The sequence below is a fragment of the Aeromonas sp. 25-AL00135 genome (assembly GCF_054052385.1).
In genome coordinates, this window is record NZ_JBSTYQ010000004.1 from 60,792 (window position 1) to 74,938 (window position 14,147).

The 14,147-nt window shown below is 63.5% G+C and carries 9 protein-coding genes; 2 read left to right on the forward strand and 7 right to left on the reverse strand.

The window, feature by feature from the left end:
* Nucleotides 1-75: 75 nt before the first annotated feature.
* The 6 genes from ACW5XC_RS04500 to ACW5XC_RS04525 form a co-directional block, all read right to left on the reverse strand.
* Nucleotides 76-945, reverse strand: coding sequence for a hypothetical protein (locus ACW5XC_RS04500; RefSeq protein WP_042052717.1), 870 nt, complete (start codon nucleotides 943-945; stop codon nucleotides 76-78).
* Nucleotides 942-4,931 carry a non-ribosomal peptide synthetase gene (locus tag ACW5XC_RS04505; RefSeq protein ID WP_042052716.1) on the reverse strand — a complete coding sequence of 1,330 codons (3,990 nt, stop codon included), beginning with the start codon at nucleotides 4,929-4,931 and terminating at the stop codon, nucleotides 942-944. Before ACW5XC_RS04505 ends, ACW5XC_RS04500 begins: the two co-directional genes overlap by 4 nt.
* Nucleotides 4,932-5,056: 125 nt before the next feature.
* The gene (gene dhbA, locus ACW5XC_RS04510; RefSeq protein WP_042052715.1) at nucleotides 5,057-5,824 is read right to left on the reverse strand and encodes a 2,3-dihydro-2,3-dihydroxybenzoate dehydrogenase; all 768 of its coding nucleotides are present in this window, start codon (nucleotides 5,822-5,824) and stop codon (nucleotides 5,057-5,059) included.
* Nucleotides 5,821-6,753 (reverse strand): isochorismatase family protein, encoded by a 933-nt coding sequence (locus ACW5XC_RS04515; RefSeq protein ID WP_042052713.1) that lies wholly within the window; start codon nucleotides 6,751-6,753, stop codon nucleotides 5,821-5,823. The genes dhbA and ACW5XC_RS04515 overlap by 4 nt, the downstream gene beginning before the upstream one ends.
* Nucleotides 6,750-8,396 carry a (2,3-dihydroxybenzoyl)adenylate synthase gene (locus ACW5XC_RS04520; RefSeq protein WP_042052712.1) on the reverse strand — a complete coding sequence of 549 codons (1,647 nt, stop codon included), beginning with the start codon at nucleotides 8,394-8,396 and terminating at the stop codon, nucleotides 6,750-6,752. Before ACW5XC_RS04520 ends, ACW5XC_RS04515 begins: the two co-directional genes overlap by 4 nt.
* On the reverse strand, nucleotides 8,393-9,541 hold the full coding sequence (locus ACW5XC_RS04525; protein WP_042052711.1) for an isochorismate synthase: 1,149 nt from the start codon (nucleotides 9,539-9,541) through the stop codon (nucleotides 8,393-8,395). Before ACW5XC_RS04525 ends, ACW5XC_RS04520 begins: the two co-directional genes overlap by 4 nt.
* Nucleotides 9,542-9,807: 266 nt before the next feature.
* Here ACW5XC_RS04525 and ACW5XC_RS04530 point away from each other — a divergent pair, with 266 nt between their 5' ends.
* Nucleotides 9,808-11,760, forward strand: coding sequence for a TonB-dependent receptor domain-containing protein (locus ACW5XC_RS04530; RefSeq protein ID WP_042052709.1), 1,953 nt, complete (start codon nucleotides 9,808-9,810; stop codon nucleotides 11,758-11,760).
* A 126-nt stretch (nucleotides 11,761-11,886) separates the two neighbouring features.
* Nucleotides 11,887-12,951 carry a 3-deoxy-7-phosphoheptulonate synthase gene (locus tag ACW5XC_RS04535; RefSeq protein WP_042052708.1) on the forward strand — a complete coding sequence of 355 codons (1,065 nt, stop codon included), beginning with the start codon at nucleotides 11,887-11,889 and terminating at the stop codon, nucleotides 12,949-12,951.
* A 77-nt stretch (nucleotides 12,952-13,028) separates the two neighbouring features.
* Here the strand turns inward: ACW5XC_RS04535 and ACW5XC_RS04540 are convergent, their stop codons facing one another.
* Nucleotides 13,029-14,027 (reverse strand): LacI family DNA-binding transcriptional regulator, encoded by a 999-nt coding sequence (locus ACW5XC_RS04540; RefSeq protein ID WP_042052705.1) that lies wholly within the window; start codon nucleotides 14,025-14,027, stop codon nucleotides 13,029-13,031.
* Nucleotides 14,028-14,147 lie beyond the last annotated feature (120 nt).

Below are 14,147 nucleotides of genomic sequence, written 5' to 3' on the forward strand. Positions count from 1 at the left end.
CCCCCATTGAGTTACTCAAGTCAGCAGTTACTTCAGTTAGCTGTTACTTCGGTCCGCCGTTACTCCAACCAGCAGTTACGCCAGCCACTGTTGCAGCTGGCGGGCCATGCCAGCTGGCAGCAAGTGAGCGCGACTCAGCAAGCGGCTGCGCCAGGGCTCGGCCAGCAAGGTGGGGCAAATTCGCATCTCCCGCCCCCGGTCAGCCACGCGCACCAACCTGTCGATAAGAGTCTCCAGCGGCGGATGCTCTGGCCAGTGGGGATAGAGGTCGGCAGTTGTGATATCGGCCAGCTCGCACACTCGCTCCTCTTCCTCATCTCCCTTTCCATCAGCCATTGGCCAAGGGTGAAGCACCTGCAGCCAACCCGGCCGTGCGGCCTCCAGCAACTGGCCCAGCGTCGGCTGCGCAAAGTGGGGATCCCCAGCGACTTTGAGCAGATGACGCGCCCCCGCCAGCACCACCACGCCGCGGGCGGGAAGTGCAAGAAGATAGTCGGCCAGCGCCAGATCCCGCCCACTGTTGTGTTGCTGCCATAGCTCCGGGCTCATCTCCTGCCACTCGAATAAGGGCTCGCAGAGATGCACCCGCAGCCGCACATGTTCGGGGCGCGCCAGATTGCTCTGGCGCAGAGCGGAAAAGAGAGCCGGAAACTCGGGGGCCATCCAGGCGGGAAAGGCGCAGGAGTCAAGCCAGACCGGATAGAGCCGTGCCAGCGTCAGCGGCTCACCCTGCCAGCTCTCCTGCCCCGTCAGCCAGGCATCGAGCAAGCCCTGATGGCGGCGGTTGCCGCACTCCAGCACCAGATCGGTCATGACTCCCCAGAGCGCCGGATCGCACAGCCAGGCGTGCTGGCGCCGGATATAATCTGGGTGCCAATGCGGTTCCCCCAGCCCCACCAGTTTGCCCGCCAACAAAGCTTCCCGGATGGCGGCAACAGGGGTCATGCGTCCCCCTCCTGCCGGATGTGCGGTTGTTGCCCGACCCCATAGACCCGCTCACAAATAAGGGCGCCGATCTTCGCCAGCCAGTCGGGATGCACCATCTCCTGATGCAGACAGGGGAAGCGCTCATAGCGGATCTCCCCTTTTGTCAGCGACTCCCAACCGCGTCCATCCAGCCAGGGCTGGCGGGAGGCTGACGCCTCGATAAAGATCACCTCCCCGTGGTAGCAGTAGTCGACCGGCTGACGGATTAGCCGGTTGTTGTGGCCCACCAGCTCAATCATCGCGCTCACCATCTGCTCGTCGAGCATGGCCAACGCACTCCCCTCTGCCCCCAGCCGGGCCACCACCTCGTCACGAGTAAGGGAATCGAGCGCATCGTCCGCAACCGCAATGCCTCCCATCCGCAGCAGCGCATCGAGCATCCGCTGCTCGTCGGGCAACGGCTGGGTCTGCCACTGCTGACAGGGGTAGGCATCGAGCAGCAGCACCATGGCCACCTCTTGTCCCTGCTCTTGCAGCATGGCGGCCATCCGGTGCACCAGCATGCCCCCGAGGGACCAGCCGAGCAGCCAGTAGGGCCCCTCGCTCTGCTGACGGCGCAGCTCGGTCACATAGTCGAGTGCCAACTCGTCGAAGCTGGCGGGCAGCGGCGCATCCGGCTGACAGAGCACCCGCGCCTGCAGGGCATAGACGGCCATGTCGGCCGGCAGATGGGGCACCAGTGGCGCATAACACCAGCCGAGCCCCCCTGCGGGGTGGACGCAAAAGAGGGTGGGGCACGATGTGCCAGACTGCGCACCGGGCGCCCGCAAGGGCAACAGCATGGGCATGGCCTCCCGCTCGCCGCCAAGACGACGCGCCAGCTGGGCGGGGCTCGGCGCTTCGAACAGGCTAGCCAGAGTGAGACCCTGTCCTATTGATTCCTCAATACGCACCACCAACTGCGCCGCCAGCAGGGAGTGGCCGCCGAGGGCAAAGAAGTTATCGTCGGCGCCGACCCGCGCCAGCCCCAGTATCTCGGCGAAGAGGCGACAGAGCCGCTCCTCCAGCAGGTTTTTCGGCAATGTCTGACCGACCACTGACGCCATATCGGGCAGCGGCAACCCCTTGCGATCCAGCTTGCCATTGGGGGTAAGCGGCAGCTTGGCCAGGTTTACCAGGAGCCCCGGTACCATGTAGTCGGGCAACGCCGCGCCAAGGGCGGGTGCCAGCTCGGCCAGCGTCAGCTCTCTGCTATCTGCGGTCACCACATAGGCCACCAGACGGCGATCGCCGGGGGCAAATTCAGGGGCCAGCACCACCGCCTGCGCCACCCGGGGATGGCACAGCAGCACCTGCTCGATCTCCTCCAGTTCGATGCGCTGGCCACGGATCTTCACCTGAAAATCGAGGCGCCCCAGATACTCGATGGCGCCATCCTCGCGCCAGGCGGCCAGATCGCCGCTGCGATAGAGCCGTCCCGCTCCGAAGGGGTTGGCAATAAAGCGCTCGGCGGTGAGCTCGGGCTGGCCAAAGTAGCCCTCCGCCACCTGTACGCCGCCGATCCAGAGCTCCCCCGCCACACCGGGGGGCACCGGCTGCAACCAGGGGTCGAGAATGTGGATGCTGGTATTCCAGACCGGATAGCCGATGGGCACGCTGGTCACCGCCTCGTCTGCCCGACAGGGATACCAGGTGACATCCACCGCCGCCTCGGTCGGGCCATAGAGGTTGTGCAGGGGGGCTGAAAATGTTCCATACCAGCGCTGCACCAGATCCGCGGGCAGCGCCTCGCCGGAGCAAAATACCTGCCGCAGGGCGCGGCAACGCGCAGGCTCGGCCTGAGTGACAAAGATCTGCAGCATGGAGGGAACAAAGTGCAAGGTGGTGATCCCGGCCTGCTCAATCAGCTCGGCAAGGTAGGCGGGATCCTTGTGGCCGCCCGGTTTGGCGAGCACCAGCCGCGCCCCGGTCATAAAGGGCCAGAAAAACTCCCAGATGGAGACATCGAAACCGGCCGGGGTCTTTTGCAGCACCCGATCCGCCGGGCCGATGGGATACATGTGCTGCATCCAGAGCAGCCGGTTGACGATGGCACCATGGCTCACCACCACCCCTTTGGGCCGACCGGTCGAGCCGGAGGTGTAGATGATGTAGGCCGCATCTTCCGGTTTGGGGGCTGGCAGCTCACAAGGTACTGTCGTAGCCAACTCTACCGCCGCCAGCTGCTCTGCCACACCGGGAGCATCGAGGCAGACAAGTGGCGCCGCCACGTCGAGCGGCATCTGAAGCGTATGGCTGGTCAACACCAGCGCAGGATCGCTGCTGGCGAGAATGTAGCCGATCCGCTCCGCCGGGTAGTCCGGGTCAACGGGTACATAGACGGCCCCCACCGCCATGATGGCCTGCTGGGCGAGAATAAGCTCGGGAGCGCGCGGGATCACCACCGCCACCCGACAACCGGGGCCCACGCCCCTCCCCGCCAGATAGCTGGCCAACTGGCGGGTTCGCTGGCGCAGCTCGGCCACATTCCAGCGCTCGGCGCCACACTCCAGCGCGATGGCGCTCTGATCCGCCGCCGCCAACCCCTCGGCCAGCAGTGCGCTCAGGGTAGTGGTCGGCAGCGGATGGTCGGTCTGGTTCCAGCGCGCCAGCTCAGCCTGCTCGCAGGGCAGCAGCAGCGGCAAACGCACCGCCAGGGCCTCGTCACCCGCCTCACTCCAGGCCGCCAGATAGGCGACCAGCCGGGCCAGATGACGCTCGCTCTCCTGATGGCTGAAGCGCCCCTGACGGGTTTCGAGGGTCAGGGTCATAGCGCCTGCCTCCTCGGCAAAGTAGAAGGCGCACTCCTCCACCGGCCCCGCCGCCAGCACCTGCACCTCACCACGAACCTGGTTGTGTCCTTCACCAAAGCTGAGGGTGCGGGCAAAGGGCATCAAATTGACCTGAGGGCCAAACAGCGGCTGGCCCGGCTGACGCTGTTGCAACCACTCCTGACGGCAGCCCTGATGACGGCGCAAGGCGGCAAATTGCCGCTCGACCTGTGCCAGCAACTCCCCTACCCGGCTGGTGCCGCTCAGCTCGATGCGCAGGGGCACCACATTGACCTTCATGCAGGGGGTATCGGCCGCCGCTGAGCCCAGCCGCCCCATCAGCGGAATACCCAGCACCACCTCGCCAGCGCCGCTCATCCGCTGCACATAGCTGGCCACCGCCGCCAGCAGCAGGCTGTAGGGGTGACAGGCCGTGCGACTCGCTCGCTCTACCAGTGCCTGCCATTGGCGGCCAGCAAGCCGCTGCTCAAGACGATATGTGGGGCCCGGCCCTTGCACCGGACGGCGGGAGAGCGACGCCGGGTTCTCCACCCCGGCCAACTGCTGCACGAAGAAATCGCGATCCCGCGCGGCACGTGGCGAATCCTGATAGGCCGCCTCTTCAGCCAGCAACTCCTGCTGGGTCGCATAACGACAGGGGGCAGGCTGCTCGCCGGCACAGAGCGCCTCATACCAATTTGTCACCCGCTGGCAGAGCAGGCTCAGGCCAAAGCCGTCGATGGCGATATGGTGCACGGCGATAAACCAGGCCCACCGCCCCTCGCCAAGGCGATAGAGCGTAGTGGCAAACAGCGGCCCCCCGGCCAGATTGAAGGGGACGGCCAACTGCGCACGCATCTCGGCCTGCGCGGCCGCAAGCGGGTCGGCTTCGCTACGCAGATCCCGCTCTGCCAGCTGCCAGCAAGCGGGGTTGGCCACCATCTGCGGGCCATCGGCAGTAGCCACAAATGCGCAGTGCAGACCGGGGATCTCGTCGATAGTCTGGCGCACCGCGCGGGTGAAGTGATGGGGAGCCAGCGCCCCCTCCAGCAGCCAGTACTCGCCGGTATTGCAGGCGGGGCTCTGCGGATATTTTTGCTGGGCAAACCAGATGCCCGCCTGAGCGGTGGTAAGCGACCAGCGCGGCTGCTCCCCACGCTGGTGGATGGCACGCATCGCCATTGTCTGTTCCATGGGAATGTCCTTGCGCAAACATCGGGCGGGCAGCGGCTTGCCCCTGCCCGCATGGCTGAAAAGCGAGGAGGCCAGGCCTCCTCCATAAAGAGAGTGTCGTACCCACTACACCGGCAGGCCGAAGATCAGCCCCCCAAGGTGGCACCGCCATCGACCACCAGATCCTGCAGGGTGACATGGCTGGCCGCATCGGAGGCGAGAAACAGCACGCAGGCAGCCACCTCGTCGGGGGTCCCAAGTTTGCCAAGGGGGATCCCCAGCTTGAACTGCCCGGGCAGGCCGGCGATGGTGCGCAGCTCCCCTTCCCGCTGCGCCGCCTCCCCCTCCTGCCACATGCCGTACAGCATCTGGGTACGGGTTGAGCCCGGCGACACCAGATTGCAGCGCACACCGTAGGGAGCCAGCTCCAACCCCGCCGTTCGGGTGAGGCTGGTCAGCGCCGCCTTGGAGGCGCCATAGATGCCCATCCCCACTCGCGGTACTCGACCGGCATTGGAGGAAACATTGACAATGGCGCCCCTGCGCCGCCCCTTAAACCAGGGGGTCAGGGCCCGCATCAGGTAGAAGGGGGCGAAGGTGTTGATGGCGAAGGTGCGCTGCAAGAGGGCGTCATCCACCTCATCGAGCCTGCCGGTCGCCAGTACGCCGGCGACATTGACCAGCACATCGGGCCCCAACCCCTCATCCAGCAGCTGTTCGCAGCCGCGGGTCACGGCTTCGCTGTCGCTCACGTCGAGAGTCACCTCCCTCACGTTGCCGGGCAGCGCCTCGGCCAGTTGCCGATCGAACGCCACCACGCTGGCCCCCGCCTCGGCAAAGGTGCGTGCCACCGCATGGCCAATTCCCTGCGCTGCGCCGGTCACCCAGACGGTTCTGCCTTGCCACTCACTCATAGGGTGCACTCCGGTTCGCTGACGTGCTCTTCGTTGGCCTGATAAGCCGTGGCCTGACTGACGTGAAGCTGACGGGAGAGGAGCGCCCACCAGTGAGCCAGGGTCGGCGTGCGGGCCAGCTCGGCCAGCTCCACCACCAGCCCCTGCTGACGCCACTCTTCCACCAGCCCCATCACAGCCAGCGAGTCGAGACCGTAGTCGAGCAGGTTGTCATCCTCGGTGGGCTGCTCCTGCTGCATCTCGGCGGGCAGCCGCGCCAGCACCTGAGCACGCAGCGACTCCCGGGTCAGAGGGCGTTTGCTGACCGCCATCACCTCGGCCACGGTGATCACCCGACCGGCATTGCGGCTGACATAGGAGAGCGCCAGCAGATGATCCTCGCGGGAAAAGTCGGCGATGGCATCAGCCACCAGGAAGGGGCGGATATCACGCATAAAGGCATCGACCGCCGTCTGCATCACCCCGATATGACCGTAGATGCCACAGATCACCAGCTGATCCCGCCCCCATCCGGCCATCAGCTCCGCCAGCGGTGAGCGACAAAAAGCGCTGTAGCGCCACTTGGTCAGCACCGTATCCTGCGGCTCGGGTGCCAGCGCCGGAACAATCGGCTGACGCTCCGGCGCCCGGGTCAGTCCCGGCCCCCACATGTCGTTAAGTAGCGCCCGATCGGCCAGGCTCTGCTCGGCGGGCTGGGCGGTATAGACCACCGGCATGCCAAGAGCTCGCGCCTGACGGATCAGGGTGGCGATATGGTCGATGACCTGATTGATCAGCGGATTGTCCGGCCCGTAGAAATCGACGAAATAGTGCTGCATATCGTGGACCAGCAAGGCGGCGCGGCCCGGTTCGAAGGGCCAGTTCACCCGCCCGGTTGGCAGCTCCTCAGCGGTAGGCAGCGGGTAGGCGGCGAGGGATTGAATGGTCATGCACACTCCTTGGCGAGCTGCTCGCGCAGCGTCTGTTTGTCTATCTTGCCGACCGGGGTGTGGGGCAGTTGCTCCACCAGCACCAGGCGATCGGGCAGTTTGTAATCGGCCACCCCCTGCTCGCGCAGGAAACGGCGCAAGCGGGGCAGATTGAGGGGCTCGCGGCACATCAAAAAGGCGCAGCTGCGCTCCCCGAGCATGGGATCCGGCATGGCGACCAGCGCCGCCTGCCGCACTTCCGGGTGGGTCAGCAACAGCTCTTCAATCTCGAGGGCGTCGATCTTCTCTCCGCCCCGGTTGATCTGATCCTTGTTGCGTCCCACCACCATCAGATGGCCACCGGGCAAGCGGCAGACCTGATCGCCGGTGCAGTAGAAACCGTCCCGGTCGAAGGCACGCTGATTGTGGGCATCAGCCTTGAAGTAGCCGCGAAAGGTGTAGGGGCCGCGCGTCCAGAGCTCGCCGCACTCGCCATCGGGCAAGGGGCGCCCGTCGCTGTCTCGCACCTCCACCTCGTCGCCCGGGCTCATCGGACAACCCTGGGTATTGACGATGTGCCACTGGTCATCCTCGGTGCGGGTGTAGTTGACCAGCCCCTCGGCCATGCCGAACACCTGCTGCAAGCGGCAACCAAGGCGGCTCGCCACCGCCTCGGCATGAGCCGGGCTGAGGCGCGCACCTCCCACCTGCGCACACTCCAGAGAGGTCTGCGGATAGTGGCTGGCCGCCTCCAGCCAGAGCGCCAGAGCCGGTGGCACCAGCGCCGCCCAGTTGACCCGATGGCGCTGCACCAGCGGCAGACAGGTTGCTGCAGAGGGATCCTTTGCCAGCACCACGCAGCCACCGGCATAAAACACTCCGAGTGCGCCGGGGGAGCTCAGGGGAAAGTTGTGGGGCGCTGGCAGAGCGCATAGATAGATCACCCGCTCATCCCAACCGCACACCGCTACGCTCTGGCGCACGCTGTAGCCATAGTCATCGTGGGTACGGGGGATCAGTTTGGGGGTGCCGGTGCTGCCGCCGGAGAGCTGGAAAAAAGCGACTTGATCGGCCGGGGTAGGAGTTGGCGCGATAGCCGTCAGCGGCGAACCATCAGCACGGGCTATCGGGTCAGGCTGACACCATGCAAATCCTGACTGAAGATCGCCCACTTCTACCTGCTCGAACAGCAGTGTCTGGCAGGAGGGAGATACCCGCTCATCAAGGGCTGCCAGGCTCCCCGCTTCACCGGCAAAGCCGGGATGGGAGGGGCTGAGTACCAGCAAGGCGGGCTCAATCTGGCGAGCAAAGGCCACCAGCTCGCGCCGCTGATGGCTGTAGAGGGCATGCACCGCCACTACGCCGCAGCGGATCAGGGCAAACCAGCAGATATAGAACTCGGCGCAGTTGGGCAACTGCACCAGAGCAGTATCGCCATGACCCAACCCGCACGCGGCCAGCCGCGCCGCCAGCGCATCGACCTCACGCTTTAACTGGCCATAACTGAGGGTTCGCTCGCCGCAGATCAGGGCCGTGCGCTCGGGATAACGTTCGGCAGATTCATCGAGCAGGGCGGTGAGCGCTTGCCCGCGCCACCACCCTTGTGCCCGGTAGTGGGCTGCCAGCTCGGCGGGCCAGGGGGTAAAGGGCACCAGTGGCTTCATGTTGTCACCTCCGGCTCCCGGCTTTCGAGGCCGAAGGCGCGCAGCATGGTGCCGAGCTTGGCGGCGGTCTCCTGCCACTCCGCTTCCGGCGAAGAGCCCACCACCACCCCGGCGCCGGCATAGAGCCGCAGTTGCCTGCCGGCCAGCACGCCACAGCGGATGGTGACCACCCACTCGCCATTGCCGTCGGCATCCATCCAGCCGACGGCGCCGCAGTAGAAGCGGCGATCGTACCCCTCGAGCCGGGCGATGGCCTGACGCGCAGCCGAGAGCGGCGTGCCGCATACCGCCGGCGTCGGGTGCAGCGCCAGCGCCAGTGCCAGCACGGGAGAGGGTTCATGGAGCCGCCCAGCGATGCGGGTCGAGAGGTGCCACATGGTAGGAGTGGCGATCACCTGCGGCTCTAAGGGGACATCCAGCTCGCGGCAGAAGGGAGCGAGGGCCGCAGCGACCGTATCGGCCACCAGCGCATGTTCATAGCGATCCTTCTGGGCCCCCAGCAGCTCGGCACTGGCTGCCTGTTGATCAGGAAAAGCGTGGCGCGGACGGGAGCCCGCCAGTGGATTGCTCACCACCGCCATCTCGCTGCGCGATACCAGCAGCTCGGGGCTGGCGCCAAGCAGGGTCTCTCCCTCCGGCAGCGGGATCTGGAACACATAGGCGCCCGGATTCTGGGCCAGCAGAGAGCCAAAGGCGTGTGCGGGGGAGGTCTGCTCTGCGCTCCGCACGTCGATGGCGCGTGACAGCACCACCTTCTCAAGCTGGCCCTCACTGAACTGCTGCAGTGCCGCCCGCACCGCCCCCTGATAGTGGGCAGAGCCGGTCACTTCACTCACCTCGCCACGAAGCTGACAACAGCGGGCTGGCAACAGAGCATCCCTTGCGACCCACTGCGATTGCGCCGGGATCACCAGATGCCAGGGGGATTGGGTATCAAAAGGGATGGCGCCGATGGCGATGGGATTGACCATCCCCTGCTGGCGCAACTGACGCAGATGGGCGAGCAGCTTCTCCGGCGGGATGCCGGTAAAACTGTCGTGGATACCGGAGGCGACCAGTACCCTGTCACCGCTGGCAAAACAGCACACTTTATCCAGCCCGACCGCTGTGGCGGGCCACTCTCCTTCCAGTGCATGGTCACACATGACGGTGCTACTCCTTGGAATGAATCACTGCCTGATACGACTTAATGTGAGTCATTTGAATCACCAGATATCAGGGTGAACGGCATCCTAACAAGGAGCGAAAAAACGATCAACACAAATGAGAATCAATTTCATTAACTTCTTTTTAGTCAAAAGAGGGTGACGAACGAAACTGAACTTCGCCGATAAAAAAGAGTTGCGATCGGAGCAAATTCAACTTGATAATGATAACGCTTATCATTTGTATATTATGGAAGATGTAAATAATGAAATCCTCAACCTCCCGTTTTATTGCTCCCAGCCTGCTGGCCACCACCATCGTCACTCTGCTGACCCAGCAAGCCATCGCCGCCAGCAACGCGCCTCAAGCCGATGAAGTGATCACCGTCACCACCACGGCGCACAATACCCGCTCGGCACCGGCCTCTATCTCTGTCATCACGGCCGAACAGATCGCCGCCGCGCCCGTCAATGATCTTGCCGACCTGCTGCGCCACGAAGTGGGCATTCAGGCTGAAGCTGACACCAATGGCCGTAGCGATATCGGCATTCGCGGTATGTCCGGCAAGTACACGCTGGTACTGGTGGATGGCAAACGCCTCTCCTCCTCCAATGCCCTGTGGCGCGGCGGCAACTTCGACAACACCCCGGTCCCCCTTGGCATGATCCAGCGGGTCGAGGTGATCCGTGGTCCCATGTCAGCACTTTATGGCTCCGATGCCATCGGTGGTGTCATCAATATCATCACCAAACAGCCGGGCAAAACCTGGCAAGGGGCGGCTGATGCCGACTTCAAGGCCATCGAGGGCAAGGATGGCGGCGATCAGCACAGGACCAACCTGGGCTTTACCGGCCCCCTGACCGACAACCTGCTGATCCGGATGAACGGCGAGGTGTATGACCGTCAAGCCTGGACCCCCACCGAAGCTGCTGACGGCATCCCCCTTATCGAAGCCAAACAGACCCGCAACTTCGCCTCCACCCTGAGCTGGCTGGTGGATGAGCAGCAGCGCTTCGAGCTGGATTACCTCTACAACCAGGATGAGCGGCCTCTCGATATCTTCCGCAAAACCGGAAACAAGGTGCACAGCCGCCAGCAGCAAAACGATCGCAACCTGTTTGGTCTGACCCACAAGGGGAACTGGAGCTGGGGTGACACCACCGTCATGGCCAACTATGAAAGCTCCCAGATCGATGATTTCAATACCAGCTACTCGGCCCCGCAGCAGCGCGAACTGGAAGAGAACACCCTGACCCTCAAGGGCTACACCAACCTGGCGCTGGCCAACCACTACCTGACCCTGGGTGGTGAATATCTGGATCGGGAGCTGGTGGATGCGGTGAGCTACAAGGATATCGGCGGCAAGGAGAGTCACTCTCAGGAGGCGCTGTTCGCTCAGGACGAAATTGGCCTGACCGACAGCCTGACCTTCACGCTGGGCGGCCGTTACGATCACCACGAGATCTACGGCAGCCACTTCACCCCGCGCGGCTATCTGGTCTATGAGATGAACGATGTGGTGACAGTGAAAGGCGGTGTCAGCCAGGCCTTCAAGGCACCGGCGCCGCACCAGTACTCCAACGGCTATAGCATCGAGAGCTGCGGCGGCAGCTGCCGCATCTATGGCAGCGACAAGGTCAAGCCGGAAACCAGCACCAACTACGAGCTGGGCGTCATCGCAGGGCAAGGGATCTGGGAGACCAGCGCCACCCTCTTCTACTCCGATATCGACGACATGCTCACCTTCAAACAGCTGCCGAACTCCACTGACCGCACCTGGTACAACCTGGAGAAAGCCACCACCAAGGGGCTGGAGCTGACCGGCAAGCTCGACCTGACCGACAATATCAACCTCGGCGCCAACTACACCTACCTCAAGGCGGAAGGCGATCAGGGCCAAGCTCTGCCCGAGCGGCCTGAGCACAAGGCCAACGCCAAGATCACCTGGCAGGCTACCGAGCGGGTCAATGCCTTTGTCGGCACCACCTACACCGGCACCCAGTTTGCCGAGCAGACCGTCAACAAGGTTGTCGTACTGCACAAGCTGCCCAGCTATCAGACCTTCGATCTCGGCACCGGCTTCAAGGTCACCGAGAACTTTGACCTGCGACTGGGGATCAACAACCTGACCGACGTGCGCCTGCAAGAGAAAGACACCGTCTTCCAGAACGTCGAACCGGGTCGCAGCTACTACGTCAGCGGCTCAGCCCGCTTCTAAGGTAGCCAAGGCCGATATAACAGAGCGCGGGCCCATGCCCGCGCTCTGTTAACCAAGAGAATAAGGGGAAGATCCCCACTGGACAGCAAAGAGCATGCAGATTTCCATTTGTCATCAGGATCGCTCATGTTCACCTCACTTCTGAATGCTTCACCCCTTGCCACCCTGCCCACCCCTGACGAGATGTTAAAGGCAAGACCCTGTCCGGCACGGCTCGTTCGCCAGATTGCACGCAGCCGACAGCAAGCCCGCCATATTCTGCAAGGAGAGGATGATCGCCTGCTGCTGGTGATCGGCCCCTGCTCCATTCACGATCCGGCAGCCGCCCGCGACTATGGTGGCCGGCTCTCTGAACTGCAGGGCCAATACGGGGAGCAGCTGCAACTGGTGATGCGCACCTATTTCGAAAAGCCGCGCACGACGCTCGGCTGGAAAGGATTTATCTTCGATCCCGACCTCGATGGCAGCGATCAACTGGAAAAGGGACTAACCCAGGCCCGCGAGTTACTGTTGGCCCTTGGACAGGAAGGGCTCGCCTGTGCCACCGAATTTCTCGATCTCACCAGCATGCTCTATCTGGGGGATCTCATCAGCTGGGGCGCCATCGGTGCCCGCACCACCGAATCCCAGCTCCACCGCCAACTAGCCTCCGCCCTCCCCTGCCCCATCGGTTTTAAAAACGGCACCGACGGCAATATCCGGATCGCAGTCGAGGCAATCCTCGCCAGCCGGGCGGCCCACCTCTATACCCAACCTTCCGGTGATGGCCAGCTGGCACTGGTGCGCAGCCATGGCAACCCCGACTGCCACCTGATCCTGCGCGGTGGCCGCCAACCCAACTATCAGAGCAATCATGTTACAGAGGCTGGCGAGCAGCTGCTCCAGCATCATCTCTCCCCTCGCCTGATGATCGATTGCAGCCACGGCAACAGCCAGAAGCAGCATGCCCGCCAGCTGCTGGTTGCCCGTGACATTGCCGACCAGCTGGGTGCTGGTAGCCATGCCATCGCCGCCATCATGGTGGAAAGTTTTATCTGCGAAGGGCGTCAGGATATCGGCAGCAAACCGCTGCGCTACGGCCAGTCGATCACCGATAGCTGTATCGGCTGGGAACAGACAAGGCAGCTGCTCGATATGGTGGCAGAAGGGGTGGAGGTGCGCCGCCAGCAGCGGATCGCCCTGGCGGGATAAATAGCGGATTAGAGAGATAACGCAGAAAAGAGTGTGGCCCCGATGGGGCCACCTTGTTGTTCACTGTTTGACGCACGTCAGGCGACTGACTCACGCTCCACCAGCTGGGCTTCAAACTTGAGCGCCAAGCCGTCCACCGGCTTGTGATCGAGCAGACGCAGCGCCAGCTCGGCAGCGCGGCTGCCCATCTCCTCGATGGGGTAGCGCACCGTGGTGAGCTTGGGATAGATGTAGCGGGCGTAGGGGATATCGTCGAACCCCACCACCGACACCTGCTGCGGGATCTTGTAACCCCGCTCCAGCAGGCAAGAGATCGCCCCCGCCACCATACCGTCGTTAAAACCGAGCACGGCCGTGAACTCGACACCACGGGCCAGCAGTTCACTCATCGCCACATAGCCGCCATTTTCGTCGGCATAGGCGCGGCTGACGAGTGCAGGATCAAAGGCGATCCCGGCTCTGGCCAGGGTCTGGGTGTAACCGGCCATCCGCTGCTGACCATCGACAAACTCTTCATCATCGGAGGTGATAAAGGCGATATTGCGATGACCGGCATCCAGCAAGTGCTGGCACGCGGTGGTGATCCCCGCCTGGTTATCGAGCCAGACGCAGCGATCTTCCGAGCCCGGCACCTGACGGTTGATAAACACGATGGGGGTAGAGCCTGCCGCCAGCTCGCTCAGCTCCTCGTCTGGGAGCGCCTTGCTGTGGAGGATCAGCGCATCGCACTGGCGCTGCAGCAGCGCCTGAATGGCGTGACGCTCGCGCGCGATATCGTGGTTGCCAGACATGACGATGGTGAACTTGTTGGCCTGATCGACCATAGTTTCGATGCCACGCATCATCTGGGCAAAGAAGGGGCCGCCGCAGAGGTCGCCAACCAGCACGCCAATGCAGTTGGAACGCTTGCTGACCAGTGCCTGGGCAAAACTGTTGGGTCGAAAATTCAGTTCCTTCATGGCCGCCAGTACGGCCTCACGCTTTTCCGGTGCTACCTGTGCCGTGTTGTTGATAACCCGCGACACGGTGGAGATAGACACATTTGCCAGCTGAGAAACGTCTTTAATCGTTGCCACTATCCATTCCTTTATTGTGGGGGAACCTGTCGGTGCCGACGCCCGAGTATACCCTGCGGCCTGATGCAATTCCCGGAGCCAGGTCACCAGGCATGTTTCCTTTGGTAACAAAACCTTACC

What these genes read in the sequence shown, in the direction of transcription:
- ACW5XC_RS04520 (WP_042052712.1), bottom strand. Translation starts at nt 8,396, where the DNA reads ATGAAGCCACTGGTGCCCTTTACCCCCTGGCCCGCCGAGCTGGCAGCC.
- ACW5XC_RS04500 (WP_042052717.1), bottom strand. Translation starts at nt 945, where the DNA reads ATGACCCCTGTTGCCGCCATCCGGGAAGCTTTGTTGGCGGGCAAACTG.
- ACW5XC_RS04525 (WP_042052711.1), bottom strand. Translation starts at nt 9,541, where the DNA reads ATGTGTGACCATGCACTGGAAGGAGAGTGGCCCGCCACAGCGGTCGGG.
- ACW5XC_RS04505 (WP_042052716.1), bottom strand. Translation starts at nt 4,931, where the DNA reads ATGGAACAGACAATGGCGATGCGTGCCATCCACCAGCGTGGGGAGCAG.
- ACW5XC_RS04515 (WP_042052713.1), bottom strand. Translation starts at nt 6,753, where the DNA reads ATGACCATTCAATCCCTCGCCGCCTACCCGCTGCCTACCGCTGAGGAG.
- ACW5XC_RS04530 (WP_042052709.1), top strand. Translation starts at nt 9,808, where the DNA reads ATGAAATCCTCAACCTCCCGTTTTATTGCTCCCAGCCTGCTGGCCACC.
- dhbA (WP_042052715.1), bottom strand. Translation starts at nt 5,824, where the DNA reads ATGAGTGAGTGGCAAGGCAGAACCGTCTGGGTGACCGGCGCAGCGCAG.
- ACW5XC_RS04535 (WP_042052708.1), top strand. Translation starts at nt 11,887, where the DNA reads ATGTTCACCTCACTTCTGAATGCTTCACCCCTTGCCACCCTGCCCACC.